This window comes from Streptomyces sp. NPDC090798 (genome assembly GCF_044768965.1).
Classification (GTDB): domain Bacteria; phylum Actinomycetota; class Actinomycetes; order Streptomycetales; family Streptomycetaceae; genus Streptomyces.
Genome location: NZ_JBIVXA010000002.1, coordinates 380384 through 393248, shown reverse-complemented (window position 1 = coordinate 393248; position 12865 = coordinate 380384). Strand labels below are relative to the sequence as shown.

General features: G+C 71.6%; 13 protein-coding genes. 7 read left to right on the top strand and 6 right to left on the bottom strand.

All coding sequences use genetic code 11. The annotated features are described in order from the left end of the window. Positions 1-22 precede the first annotated feature (22 nt). The 7 genes from ACIQTP_RS05980 (at position 23) to ACIQTP_RS05950 (ending at position 6803) form a co-directional block, all read left to right on the top strand. Positions 23-1594 carry an ABC1 kinase family protein gene (locus ACIQTP_RS05980; RefSeq protein ID WP_403396714.1) on the top strand — a complete coding sequence of 524 codons (1572 nt, stop codon included), beginning with the start codon at positions 23-25 and terminating at the stop codon, positions 1592-1594. Between the two features lie 76 nt (positions 1595-1670). Next, positions 1671-2585 carry an SAM-dependent methyltransferase gene (locus tag ACIQTP_RS05975; protein ID WP_402048636.1) on the top strand — a complete coding sequence of 305 codons (915 nt, stop codon included), beginning with the start codon at positions 1671-1673 and terminating at the stop codon, positions 2583-2585. Positions 2586-2587: 2 nt separating this feature from the next. After that, the gene (locus ACIQTP_RS05970; protein WP_403396712.1) at positions 2588-3055 is read left to right on the top strand and encodes a hypothetical protein; all 468 of its coding nucleotides are present in this window, start codon (positions 2588-2590) and stop codon (positions 3053-3055) included. Further along, positions 3052-4068, top strand: a complete 1017-nt coding sequence (locus tag ACIQTP_RS05965) for a bifunctional lysylphosphatidylglycerol flippase/synthetase MprF (protein ID WP_403396710.1) — start codon at positions 3052-3054, stop codon at positions 4066-4068. The genes ACIQTP_RS05970 and ACIQTP_RS05965 overlap by 4 nt, the downstream gene beginning before the upstream one ends. Before the next feature lie 45 nt (positions 4069-4113). Continuing rightward, on the top strand, positions 4114-5073 hold the full coding sequence (locus tag ACIQTP_RS05960) for a VlmB-like protein (protein ID WP_403396708.1): 960 nt from the start codon (positions 4114-4116) through the stop codon (positions 5071-5073). 63 nt (positions 5074-5136) lie between these two features. Next, entirely contained in the window at positions 5137-6189 is a 1053-nt protein-coding gene (locus ACIQTP_RS05955; RefSeq protein WP_403396706.1) for a fatty acid desaturase family protein, read from the top strand. Positions 6190-6209: 20 nt separating this feature from the next. Next, the gene (locus ACIQTP_RS05950) at positions 6210-6803 is read left to right on the top strand and encodes a hypothetical protein (RefSeq protein ID WP_403396704.1); all 594 of its coding nucleotides are present in this window, start codon (positions 6210-6212) and stop codon (positions 6801-6803) included. A gap of 106 nt (positions 6804-6909) precedes the next feature. Here ACIQTP_RS05950 and ACIQTP_RS05945 read toward each other — a convergent pair whose 3' ends face one another. The 6 genes from ACIQTP_RS05945 to ACIQTP_RS05920 all read right to left on the bottom strand — a co-directional run bounded on the left by ACIQTP_RS05945 (position 6910) and on the right by ACIQTP_RS05920 (position 12787). Beyond that, on the bottom strand, positions 6910-7779 hold the full coding sequence (locus ACIQTP_RS05945) for an esterase/lipase family protein (protein WP_403396702.1): 870 nt from the start codon (positions 7777-7779) through the stop codon (positions 6910-6912). A gap of 104 nt (positions 7780-7883) precedes the next feature. Further along, positions 7884-8459, bottom strand: coding sequence for a flavin reductase family protein (locus tag ACIQTP_RS05940; RefSeq protein WP_403396699.1), 576 nt, complete (start codon positions 8457-8459; stop codon positions 7884-7886). Continuing rightward, complete coding sequence (locus ACIQTP_RS05935; protein WP_099919462.1) at positions 8452-8934, bottom strand: type II toxin-antitoxin system RatA family toxin; 483 nt, start codon at positions 8932-8934, stop codon at positions 8452-8454. Before ACIQTP_RS05935 ends, ACIQTP_RS05940 begins: the two co-directional genes overlap by 8 nt. Before the next feature lie 50 nt (positions 8935-8984). Further along, positions 8985-10298, bottom strand: a complete 1314-nt coding sequence (locus tag ACIQTP_RS05930; protein WP_403396697.1) for an aspartate aminotransferase family protein — start codon at positions 10296-10298, stop codon at positions 8985-8987. Continuing rightward, positions 10295-11449, bottom strand: coding sequence for an SDR family oxidoreductase (locus tag ACIQTP_RS05925; protein ID WP_403397277.1), 1155 nt, complete (start codon positions 11447-11449; stop codon positions 10295-10297). Before ACIQTP_RS05925 ends, ACIQTP_RS05930 begins: the two co-directional genes overlap by 4 nt. Positions 11450-11653: 204 nt before the next feature. After that, positions 11654-12787, bottom strand: a complete 1134-nt coding sequence (locus ACIQTP_RS05920; protein ID WP_266632129.1) for an acyl-CoA dehydrogenase family protein — start codon at positions 12785-12787, stop codon at positions 11654-11656. Between the last annotated feature and the right edge of the window lie 78 nt (positions 12788-12865).

Genomic DNA, 12865 nt, shown 5'->3' with positions numbered 1-12865 from the left:
CAGGCACAGGAGGTTGTGACACATGGGTGCCATGCTCGGCAGTCGGCTCCGGCTGGTTGTGAAGGTGCTGGGAAGCCTCGTCGCCGACGAGGTCGGCCAGGTGACGCGGGAGCGCCGGCGGTCTCGGCAGGACCCGAACTCCCCGGCGGAGGGCGAGGCCTCCGCCGGGGACGGGGCCACCTCCGTGGACGGGGCACGCCGTGCGAAGGCGGTGCGGCACGCCCTGGAGAGCCTCGGCCCGTTCTATGTGAAGCTCGGCCAGATCCTCTCCACCCGGCCCGACATGGTGCCCGCCTCCATGATCGGCGAACTGCAGAACCTCCACGACCAGGTCGACGTCCAGCCCTTCGCCCTCTTCGAGCCCGTGCTCCAGGAGGAGCTGGGAATGGACTGGAAGCGCCGCTTCGACGACGTCGAGACGGTCCGCCCGCTCGGGGCGGCCTCGCTGGCCCAGGTCTACCGGGTGACCCTGCCCGGCGGCCGGCCCGCCGTGGTGAAGATCCAGCGGCCGGGGATCCGGGACACCGTCCGCGCGGACATGGCACTGATGCGCAAGGCGTCCCGGATCGTCGCCCGTACCGCACCCCGCTTCAACGAGGTCATCGACGTCGAGGCGATGCTCGGCTCCATCTTCGACGCGATGGAACCCGAGCTGGACTTCACCGGCGAGGCCCGCAACATGGACGAGGCCCGCGAGAACATCCGCCGCTATCCGTCGCTGTCCGTGCCCCGGGTCGTCCACGCCACCCCCAAGGTGCTGATCCAGTCGCTCGCACCCGGCACCTCCGTACGCCATCTCGACCGCCGCTCGTTCAGCGACCGGGAGCGCACGGACATCGGCAAGGACCTGCTGCGCTTCATGTACCGCGGGTACTTCGTCGACCGGATGTTCCACGCCGACCCGCACGCGGGCAACGTCTTCGCGCTGCCCGGCGGCCCGGCCACCCTCATCGACTGGGGCATGGTCGGCCGACTCGACCGGCGCACCAGCCTCCAGCTGCTGCCCCTGCTCATGGCCATCGCGCAGAACGACGGCCACGGTCTCGCCCACGCGTGGGCCGACATGGGCCGGGTCACCGCCTGGTCGAACCTGCCCGCGTTCGCCGCCGACATGGCCGCGCTGGTCCCCAAGGTCGCCACCGCCTCCCTGGAGGACATCAACTTCGGGGTGTCCCTGACCACCGTCCTGGAGAAGGCGACCCGGCGGGGCATCGGCTCGGCGCCCGCCATCTCCCTGCTCGGCAAGTCCTTCGCGAACCTGGAGGGTTCGGTGCGCTGTCTCGCGCCGGACATCGCCCTCGCGGAGGTCTTCAAGGCGGAGGCGCGCGGGATCATCCTGGCCCTGATCCGCGAGTACTTCTCCGTGGACCAGGTCGCCCGCAACACGATGGACCTGCTCTCGGCCGCCGCGTCCGCCCCCGAACAGTGGCGCGGGCTGCTCTCCGACGCGGCCAACCGCCAGTTCGCGCTCCAGCTCCACGAGCCGCACACGCCCTCCTCCATGGGCGGACAGCGGCCCTGGTCACCCTCACGCGGGCTGATGGCGCTGGGCGCCGCGGCCCTGTTCCTCGACCGCCGCCGCACGCCCCGCTGACCCACCCCACCATCCGACCCACCGTCGCCGCTCCCCTCCACAGCCCATGTCAACCGCACGCACAAAGGAATCACCCATGCCCATGCAGCAACACGACGCTCAGCGCGAAGCGGCTCCCGGCGCCCTGGACGGGGTCTCGGAGACGGCCCTGTGGACCGTCCGCATGCGGGCCCATGAATCCGCGCGGGCGGACGCCCTCTTCGACGACCGGCTCGCGGGCGAGTTCCTGAACGCCGCCGGGGCGGCCGGCGCCCCGCCGGGAGCCGGCGTCCTGCAGAAGGTGCTGCCCGACTGGCTGGCCGTCCGCACCCGCTTCTTCGACGACCACCTGCTCGCCACGACCCGGGAGGGACGCGCGCAGGTCGTGCTGCTGGGAGCGGGGCTCGACACCCGTGCCTTCCGGCTCGACTGGCCCGCCGGAACCCATGTCTTCGAGGTCGACCTGCCGGCCGTACAGACCTTCAAGGCACGGGTCGTCGACGGACGTACGCCGGACACCGCCCGGCGCACCACGGTCGCCGCCGACCTGCTGGGCGACTGGCGCGGCGCGCTGCTCGCCGCCGGGTTCGACCCCGGCCTGCCCACCGCCTGGCTGTGCGAGGGGCTGCTCTTCTACCTGGCACCGGAGGCGGTGGAGCGTCTGATCGGCACGGTGAGCGCGCTCTCCGCACCGGGCAGCAGCCTCGGCGCCGAGTGCCTCAACGCCGACACCGCCGACTCGCCCTTCGTGAAGCCCTGGCTGGAGGCCCTGTCCGGCACGGGGACACCGTGGGTGTGGCACCTCGCGGACGCGGAGCGCTGGTGGGGCGGCTACGGCTGGCAGGCACGGGTCGCGGACCTGCTGGCCCTGCCGTACGCCGTCGAGCGGTTCGCCCCGCATCTGGCCGCGTTCTCGGGGGTCGAGAAGGACAGCATGATCCTGGTCACCGCGACGATTCCGGACGGCGGGGCGGCCTCGGACGACGGGACGAGCCCGGTCGGCGGGCGGTGACCGTGGACGGCCACAATCTCTGCCAGACCCCCACCACCTACCGTCTGCTGCGCCTCGAATACCTGCTGGGGCTCCTGGTGGCCGCGGGATTCTTCCTCGCGCACCTGGCCGAGGTGCGCTGGTGGGTCGCCGTCGTCCTGTTCGCCTACGTCGACGTCATCGGCTATCTGCCGGGCGCGCTCGCCTATCACCGCAGCCCCGACCAGCAGGTCTCCCGCGTCTACTACGTGCTCTACAACACCATGCACAGCCTGAGCGTGCAGGGCGCGGTCCTAGGCGCCTGGGTCCTGGCGTTAGGCTGGGAGTGGGCGCTGCTGGTGCTGCCCATCCATCTCTTCGGGGACCGGGCGCTGTTCGGCAACTTCGCCAAGTCGTTCACCGTGTCCTTCGAACCGGTTCCGCACCCCGCCGTGCAGGGCCCGCTGCGGGACTTCGCCACCGTCCCCTGGCACGAGGCGGCGGTGCGGTGAGCGCCGCGCAGGCGCCGGCCGACACGGAGGCGTACGAGATGCTGCGCCGGTACGGCAGCCACAGCAGCGCCTTCCTCGCGATGAACAGCGGGAACCGCCGCTTCCGCACGGACGGTGTCGACGGCTTCGTCCCGTACCGGGAGGCCGGCCGACGACATCTGTTCCAACTGGGCGGGCCCGTATGCGCGGTGGAGGACCAGCCGAGCCTGCTGACCGCGCTGCTCGCCCGGGCCGGCAGCGAGCGGCGCCGGGTCGCCGCCGTTCAACTCTCCCGTCCACAGGCCGAACTGCACGCCGGACACGGCTTCGTCGTCAACCAGTTCGGCGCCTCCTTCAGCATCGCGCTCGACGGGTACAGCCTCGGCGGCCAGCGCATGGTCAAGGTGCGCAACATGGTCAACCGGGCCCGCAGGGAAGGAGTTTCAGTCACCGAGGTGCCCGCCGAGGAGCGGGACGGCGAGGACGTCACCGCCGCCCTCGACGCGGTGGACGCCGCCTGGCTGCGCGCCAAGGGGCGGCACGTCAAGGAACTCGAGTTCCTGATCGGCGAGCGCGGTGGCCCCGGCGCACCGCACCGCCGCCTGTTCACCGCCGTCCACGAGGGACGGACGGTCGGTTACGTGTCGTACTCACCGGTCTTCGGCGAACACGCCGGCTGGCTGTACGACCTCACACGGCGGCTCCCGGACGCGCCGCCCGGCACGGTGGAGCTGCTGTTCGCCACCGCCCTGCGCCAGTTCCAGGACGAGGGCTCAGGCTGGCTGCACCTCGGCTTCACCCCGTTCGTCCAGCTCGGCCCGGACACGGCGGCGCCCGGCCCGACCAGCACCTTCCTGCACCGCTGCGTGGAGGTGCTGGCGGCCAAGGGGCGCGCCGTCTATCCGGCGGCCGCCCAGGAGTCCTTCAAGCTGAAATGGCGCCCACAGCTCATCGAACCGGAGTACCTGGCCTTCCAGGGCCGGGTGAGCCCCGGCGCCGTCTGGCAGCTGATGCGCCTCACCAAGTCGGTCTGACCCGCTCCCGGGCACCGGCTGTCCCCGTGACTCAGAAAGGCTGAAATGACCACATCCATCGAGAAGTTCCCTGTGGAGGCCGACCGCCACCGCGCCCCGGGTCTCCTGGAAGGCGCGTTGCGCACCGAGCTGACACCGGAGGGCTGCGACCTCGGCTACTGGTTCCGGGCCGTGCCGGAAGGCACTCTCGGCGGCGATGCCCTGGGCCGCTCCCCGGACGTGCCGGTGCCGGACCACATGATGGTGGACGGGCCACTGCGCCAGGCCGTCATGCAGGAACTCGCCTTCCGCTCGATGGCGGAGGAGAAGGCGACCCGCGCCATCTCCTTCCTCGTCGCGTACGCCCCCGACCTCGCCGGGATGGACTTCTACGCCTCCCAGCTGATGGACGAGGCCCGCCACGCCTACGCCTTCCGCGGCCACCTACTGGAACTGGGCGTACCACGGGGCGAGTTGGAAGCCACCATGGAGTCGCTCGCCGGGATCGACCGGGACGCCGTCCTGAATCCCCTGGAGGAGTTCGGGCTCGCCGTCATGGAGAAGGAACGCGACTACATCGGCGGCGTGATCACCCTTACCGTCCTGGTGGAGGGGGTCCTCGCGCCCACCGCCGAGCTGAGCGAGCGCAAATGGCGGCCCTTCGACGCGCCCGCCGCCGAGATCGAGCGCGCCGCGGGCATCGACGAGATCCGGCATCTGTCCGTGGGCACCACGATCGTCCGCCGCCATGTCCGGCAACACCCCGAGGACCTGGAGCGGATCGGAGAACTCGTCGCACGCGGTATGCGGTTGTGGTCCGAACTCCCCGTGCAGCAGATGACCTTCCGCCGCGAACAGCTCTATCAGCAGGGGCTGGACCAGCACCGCGACCTCGTCGGCGACTACGAGCTGTGGCCGGGCCGCCGCCTGGTCGACACCACCCCCGAGGAACGGATGCTCGCCGCCGCGGAATGGTCGCGCGTCACCCAGGAAGCGCGCCTCACGGACATGGGCCTGACCCCGTGAACAGGCCCCGCACACCCGCCCGCGTCGCGGACGTCCAACAACGAAAGGGTCGGTGGCACACCGATGACCGACAGCCCGGCAGTCAACTCCTCACCGTATGAACCGGCCGCGCAGGACGAGGACTTCCGCGAACTGACCCGGCGCGTCCAGGCCGCCGGGCTCATGCGGCCCCGCACGGGCCAGTACGTGACCAGGATCGCGGTGGTCTGGCTGATGAACGCCCTCGGCTGGGCCGCGCTCGCCTTCTCCGGCGGCACCTGGTGGAAGGTGGTCCTGGCCGCGGTCTGGCTCGCCGTCTGGCACGAGCAGCTCGCCTTCATCGTGCACGACGCGGGACACCGTCAGATCACCCGGTCCCGCAAGGTCATCCAGGCCCTCGGCCTGGTCCACGGCAATCTGATGCTCGGGGTCTGCTTCGGCTGGTGGGTGCAGCACCACAACCGGCACCACAACCACCCCAACCACCTGGAGCTCGACCCCGACATCCTGCGGCGCGTGGCCGTCTTCGCGCCCGAACAGGCCCAGGACCGCAAGGGATTCGCCCGCTTCCTCGCCGCCAACCAGCGCTATCTGTTCTTCCCGCTGCTGGGCCTCGAAGCCCTGGTGCTGCGGATCGCCGGCGTCATCGCCCTGCGCCGCCGGGCGCTGCGCAAGCCGCTCCTGGAGGGCGGCCTGATGGTGCTGCACGCGGTGCTGTTCTTCGGCGGGCTCTTCGTGCTCCTGCCCTGGCCGTCCGTTCTGCTCTTCCTCGCCGTCCACCAGGTCCTCCTCGGCTATCTGCTCGGTCTCGGTTTCGCCGTCAACCACAAGGGCCTGCCGACCCGCGTGGGCAAGGAGTGGAGCTGGCTGGAGCGCCAGGTCCTCACCTCGCGCACCCTGCCCACCGGCTACATCGGCGACTTCTTCTACGGCGGCCTCAACTACCAGATCGAGCACCACCTCTTCCCCGGCATGCCCAGGGCGGCGCTGCGCCGCGCCTATCCGCTCGTCAAGCAGTTCTGCGTCGAGCGGGAGATCCCTTACGTCGAGACGGGCGTCCTGGAGTCGTACCGCGACCTCGCCGAGCATCTCGGCTCAGCGAGCGAAGTTCTCCGTGGCACCACGGCCACGGCCTGAAGGATAGGAAACCCGACACAGTGACGTTCTCAGTGCAGGCGAAAGCGAAGGTCTCCCCGCTGTCCCGCCTCGGCAGGAGGTCGGTGCTGGTCGCCGCCCTCCTCGCGGGCTCGGCCCTGGCCACCCCCGCCGCCCAGGCCGCGGTACGGGCCGCACCGGTCCCCGACCTCGTGTGCCGCCTCGACGCCGAGGTCAACTTCAGCCCGCCGCTCAGTGTGCGGGTCAAGGAGGCCGAGGTGACCGGGCACATCGGATACCTGGACTGCCGCTCGCCCAGCGGAGCGGCGCCGGAGCTGACCGACATCGTCTTCGGTGTCGACGGCACCGGAAGATTCGGTGTGCTCCCGCCGACCTTCTCCGTGGAGGGCAACGGCGTGGGGACCTGGAACACGGGTGAGGTCGGCAGCCTCTACTTCAAGGGAGACCTCAAGCAGGGCAGCCCCGTGCCGGACCGCACCGTGACGAGCGGCCCGCTCGCCGGCGACGGGATCAACGGGCTGCAGATCCCCACACCCCGGTTCGACAAGATCACCCCGGACGGGGTCGCGGGCTTCGACGTCATCGGCCAGGTCTGCTTCTGGCCCGGCGAGAAGGGCCGCTGCACGGCGTTCTGAGCCGACCAGGCGAAGGAGGGGGTGGTGCGGGCCGACCGGGGCCCGCACCACCCTCTCCCTTTCGTCCGTTCCGTCGTCGTACGGGAGCTTCGTCGCCGTACGGGACTCAGTCGGCCAGCGCCTTGAGCGTCTCCCGCACCACGATCGGGTCGTACGGCATGGCCAGGTGGGTGGTCCGGTTCTGCGGGGCGAGGAGCTGAAGGCAGGTGTTGGTGACCGGGTGTTCCGGCCGGGCGGGCTTCAGCTGCTGGGCCTCGGGAGGCTGGACCAGCTCGTCCCGGGTCGACCAGATGACGGTGTAGTCGACCCCGTCCACCGTGTCGCCGGGAGCCACCAGCTCACCCACGAACTCCGAGTCGTGCAGCAGCTGGGTGAAGGCCGGGCTGATCCGGAAGAGCACCTGCTCCTCCACGACCCCCTGCACGCCCGGGGTTTGGCGGACCAGCTTCGTCAGGCCCGCCACCTCGACCCCGTGGTTGCTCGGCGCGATCCCGACGACACGGCGCACCTTCCCGGTCCCGCCGAGGTACTTGAGGTAGTAGTGCGGGAGCATCCCGCCCTGCGAGTGGCCCACGAGGTCCACCTTGGACGCCTTGGTGTCCATCAGCACCCGGTCCACGAAGGCGGCGAGCTCCTGGGAGGACTTCCGCATGTCGCCGAGACCGTACAGGCGGGGGAGCGAGGGCAGTTCCCCGTAGTTGAGGCGGAAGATGCGGTGCCCGGCCGTTCTGAGCGCGGGCGCCAGCTTCCGCCAGACGGACTCCCGGTCGCCGAGCGTGCCGTGCACGAGGACGACCGGGTGCGGACGCTCCGGCGTCGGGGGCAGGCCCCAGTCGTCCGTCTCGGGGTCGCCGTCGAGTCCGGCGACCAGCCGGTGCGCGGTGGACTGGGTGTTGCCGGCCAGCCGCTCGCGCGTTCTGAGCAGTTCGGCCGCGGCGCTCTCGGAGTTCACGCCGGTAATGCGGGGCAGGGACATGGGGCCTCCTTGGCCTCGGTTGTGTGTACGGAGTGGTCGCGGATATGAGGGAGGCCCGGCCGGGGCGAACCCCGGCCGGGCCTCCGTCCTGACTTCTGGTGGGCTCAGTCGGCGGTCGCCGCGGGCAGCGCGTGGAACGCCCGGTCGTGCCAGAGCAGCGGCCGTCCGCCGTTCACCTCCACCGCCATCACCCGTCCGACGACGGCGTGGTGATCCCCGTACGGTCGTACGTCCTCGACCAGGCACACCGACCACGCGAGCGCGTCGGCGAGCACCGGCAGGCCGAGCACCCGGCGCACCGGGCTGCCGTCGAACCGCCTGGCGGGCGGTACGGAGGAGTCGGCGAAGAGTTCGGCGATCGATCTCTGATGGTCCGTCAACAGACTGACGGCGAAGGCGCCTTGCCGCCGCAGGGCGGTCAGCGTGCGGGAGCTGCCGCGCAGACACGCGAGGATCAGTGGCGGCCGCGCCGACAGGGACGTCAGCGCGGAGACCGTCATCCCGGTCGGCAGGCCCGTTCCGTCCAGTGCCGTGACGACCGTGACGCCGGCCGTCAACTTGGCGTAGAGACCGAGACAGCGGACCGTGTCGGGGCCGGGCTCGTCCCGCAGGGTGTCCCAGCCCGCGGCGCACGGGCCGTCGGGACGGGGCTGGCGGGGCACGAGGGCGAGGTCAGCCATGCGCGGGGGCGACGCTGTCGGCGAGTTGGGCCGGGGTGGGCGTGACCCTGCCGAGCAGCCCGCGCAGAATGCGCTCGATGTTGCTGCGCAGCGTCGAGTCGGCGACCGGGTCGAGGAGTTCCGCCAGCGTGGGGATCCCCAGGTCGAAGACGGCGTCGAAGGTCACCGCCGTACCGTCCTCGCCGGACGCGCACCGCCAGGTGCCCTCGAACAGCTCGAAGTCGCCCGTGAGCTGGGTGAAACCGATGGTCCGCGTCTTCGGGAAGAACGCGTCCCGTTCCGACCAGCGCATCAGACCGTTCCTGAAGCGCACGGTCCAGTCCGACACCACCGTGCCGTCGTCATGGGGTGGATGGACCACGACCTCGCGGACGGTCTCGGTGACTTCGGGATACCGGCGGAAATCGCGGATCCGCTGGTAGGCGGTCTCGGGGTCGACGTCGTGGGCGGTCAGCCGTACGGTCACGTGACGCATGGGAGGTGTTGCCTTTCCACGGTAGGGACGGGTCGGCGGCAGCGGACGGGTCAGCCGATGTGGGTCGCGACGACGCGCAGTGCCTCGGTCAGGGCGGTGAGGAACAGCCGTACCTCCCCCTCGCCGACGATCGCGGGTGGTGTCAGCCGCAGCACCCGGGTGGCGTTGAGGGAGTGGTTCACGAGGACGCCGCGCCCGACCAGTTCGAGGATCAGTTCACCCACGGCCTGTTCCTCGGTGAACTCCAGGCCGATCAGCAGCCCCCGCCCGCGGACCTCGTGCACCAGGCCGCCGGTGTACGGGGCGCAGGCGGCCCGGACGTCCGCGAGCAGCCGCTCGCCCAGGGCCTTGGCGCGCGGGACGACGTCCTCCCGGTCCAGGGCCTCGACCGCGGCGAGCGCGGCGGCGCAGGCGATCGGGGAGGCCGCGAAGGTGGAGGTGTGCAGATAGGGGTCGCGGGAGAACGGCCCGTAGGCCACCGCGGTCGCGACCATCGCCGCGACGGGCACGACACCGCCGCTGAGTCCCTTGCCGACGAGCAGTACGTCGGGCTGTGGGGGCAGGCCGCCCTCGGCGTCCATGCCCCACCACGAGCCCAGCCGGCCCAGGCCCGTCTGGATCTCGTCGACGATCAGGAAGGCCCCGTACGTCCGGCACAGCCGGCTCACCTCCGCCAGATGGCCCGGCGGGGGAATACGTACGCCGCCCTCGCCCTGTACCGGCTCGACGATCACGCAGGCCCGGCGGCCGAGTTCGGCGAGCGTCGCCTCCAGCGCGGCCGTGTCCCCGTACGGGATCGCCGTGCTGTCCGGCAGCAGCGGCTGGAAGGGCCGCTGGTACTTCGGGTTGGCGGTGGCGGACAGCGCGCCCAGGGTCTTGCCGTGGTAGCCGCCGACGGTGGAGACGAGGGCGGTGTGGCCGTGCGCCCGCGCCAGTTTCAGACCGGCCTCGGTGGCCTCCGCGCCGGAGTTCACGAAGTGGACGTGGTCGAGGCCCGGTGGGGTCCGTGCGGCCAGTGCCTCGGCGGCGAGGGCCGCGACGGGCTCCAGAAAGACCCGCCCGGCCAGCGGATGGGTGTCCACCTGACGGTGCACCGCCGCGGTCACGTGGGGGTGCCGGTGGCCGAGGATGAAGACCCCGTAACCGCCGAAGTCGAGGTAGCGGCGGCCGTCCTCGGTGAACACCCACGCGCCGTCGGACGCCGTCTCCAGCATGCCGCCGAGCACCGTGCCGAGGACCGAGCGGCCGGAGGAGAGGTGCTCACGGTAGAGCCGTGCGATGTGCGCACGGTCCGTGGCGGGGAAGGCGACCGGTGTCCCGGATTCGGCGGTCGGCGCCACGACGGGGGCGGGGGCCGCGGTCATGACGCCAGTTCCTGGGTGTGGGTGGCCTGCGAGGGCTGGGACCTCGCCGCCGAGTCCTGCGCGGGCCCCGGACGCAGGCGGCTGCGCATGCCGCCGCGCCCGGTGGACCAGGCGGCCAGGTTGCGGACCAGCGCCCGCCGCAGGTCGTCCTTCGAGAGGGCCGTGCCGCAGTGCGGCGACCCGAGGGACGATTCGAAGGGGAGGGCCCGTTGGAAGACCAGCAGCAGTTCCGCGTACGTCTGGAAGCGGCGGCGCAGCGACTCCGGGAACGTGGGGCCCTCGATCAGCGGCAGCAGCAGCCGGTGCACCGACTCCAGCGGGATGAGCCGGGGCGGATGCGGACGCGGTCCCCACTGGTCGGCGAACTCCAGGCAGGTGTCCACCACTTCACGCTGGAGCAGCGCCTCGGTGCCGGCCGTCAGCCAGTACTCGCCGGCCGTGACACCGGCCCTCACCAGGTCACCCACGGCGCGCGCGACGATGTCCTGGGGCACCATGTCGATCCGTGCGTCCGGTGCTCCCGGCAGCACCGGCACCTGCCCCTTCACGATGGCGCCCAGTGCCCGGGTCAGCCCCTGCATCCCGGCGATCCGACCGGTGACGGAGTCACCCATCACCACCGACGGGCGCATGATCACGCCCGGCACCGGGGCGTCGCGCACGACCTGCTCGGCCGCCGTCTTGGAGGCGAGGTACGCGGCGGCCCCCGGGAAGCGCTCCTGCTCCTCCGGCGCCAGTGGGTTGGCGACGAAGGCGGTGCTCATGTGGAAGAACGGAGCCTCGGCACGGGTGGCGAGGTCGAGCATCGCGATGGTGCCGTCGAGGTTGGCCCGCCGGATCCGGTCCGGCTCCGCCTTCCAGTTGGTGGCGGCGGCGGAGTGCACCACCAGGTCCACCTCGGCGACCAGCTGGGTGAAGTCCGCCTGGGCCAGGCCGAGTCCGGGTTCCAGCAGATCGGCGCGGACCTCGCGGACCCGGTGGTCGTTCACCGGCGTGCGATGGCGCAGGCAGACGATTCCGAAATCCGGCGACAGCTCCTCGATCAGAGCTCTGCCGACTACCCCGGCGCCGCCGGTGAGCAGAATCGTGGGGCGTTTCGCGGGCGGTTGCGGGCTGGTCGGAGCGCTGGGCCGGGGCCGGGACAGAGGCATGGCGGTGATCCCCTCGGTCGAGTGAGCGTAGGTCCTGCCGGACGGGCGGGCGGTGTCCGGGCGGGTGGGTGTTGGGGTGCTGGGGTTGTGCGCGTGCGGGGCGCCCATGAGCTCGGTTCTTGTTGTGCGGCGGCGACCGCGGGTTGTCTGTGGCTGGTCGCGCCGTTCCTCGCGCCCCCTTCGGGGCGCTCGCGCCGGCTGGGGTTACGCGATGGTCAGCGGCTCGTCGGCGAGGTACGCGGACAGCGGGCCGGTCATCCGCGAGCGCGACGGCGGGTGCAGGGCCAGGCCGTTGGCGCAGGCGGCGAGGTATCCGACCTCGTCCGAGGTCATGAAGTTGAGGCCGCCGAGCAGTTCGACGGAGCGGGGCACGATCCGGGCGAGGGCGTCCTGCACGGTGTAGCGCGCGTAGAGCGAGTCGGCGAGCGCGGACTCGTCGGGAGCGTCCTCGTCCACCCGGCGGGCGAGGCCCTCGACCGCCGCCGTCGCGCCCTCGATCTCCACCAGGAGCCGGACCCGTTCGGCGTCGGGCACCCGGTCGTTGAGCAGCACCCGCTCGACGAGGGCGCTCGCCGCGCCGAGGTAGCTGCCGGTCATCAGCAGCTCGAACCAGACCAGGCCTGCGGTCTGCACCTCGTCGAGACGGGCCCCGGCCGGCGAGGCCGTGCGCACCAGGAGCTCCTTCGGGACCAGTACGTTGTCCAGCGTCACCTGGTCGCTCTCGGCGCCCGCCAGGAAGGTGCTCGACCAGAAGCCGCTGACGCTCAGCCCCTCGCTCTCGGCGGGAACGAGCGCCACGGCCAGCTCCTCTCCTTCGCCCTCCTCGCACGGCACCATCACGCTCGCGGTGAGCAGATCCATCGAACGGGCGAGGCTGCACGGCCGTTTCACGCCGGTGATCCGCACCCCTTCGGGCGTCACCGTGGCGGACATGGAGGGCGACAGGATCCCGGTGCCGCTGCGTCCTTCGGCGAAGCCGGACGCCATCAGCCGGTTCTCGGACGCGACGCCCTGCACGAGCATCCACTCCAGCCCCTCGCCGGAGTCGCTCAGCCCGACCAGCGTGGCCATCGAGAAGTGGTGCATCGTCGTCGCCACCGCGAGCGAGGGCGAACGGCTGCCCAGCGCGCGCTGCACCCGCAGGGTCTCCAACGCGGTGGCGCCCCGGCCCTGGAAGGCGGTCGGGGCCAGCAGACCCGGCCCGCCCGCCTCCCGGAACAACCCGATGCCGGGGCTTTTCGGCCCCTCCAGTGTCATCAGCGGTACGGCCCTCAGACTCTCGTCGAGGCCGGGCAGCAGTTTGGCGAGGGCCGCGCGCTCACGCTCCAGGAATCTCATGTCGTCCCCTGCTCCTTGATCCTCAGGTCTCGCCGGCAGCGTCGTTTCTGTTTACGCGCGAACCGGCGGAACCCCTCG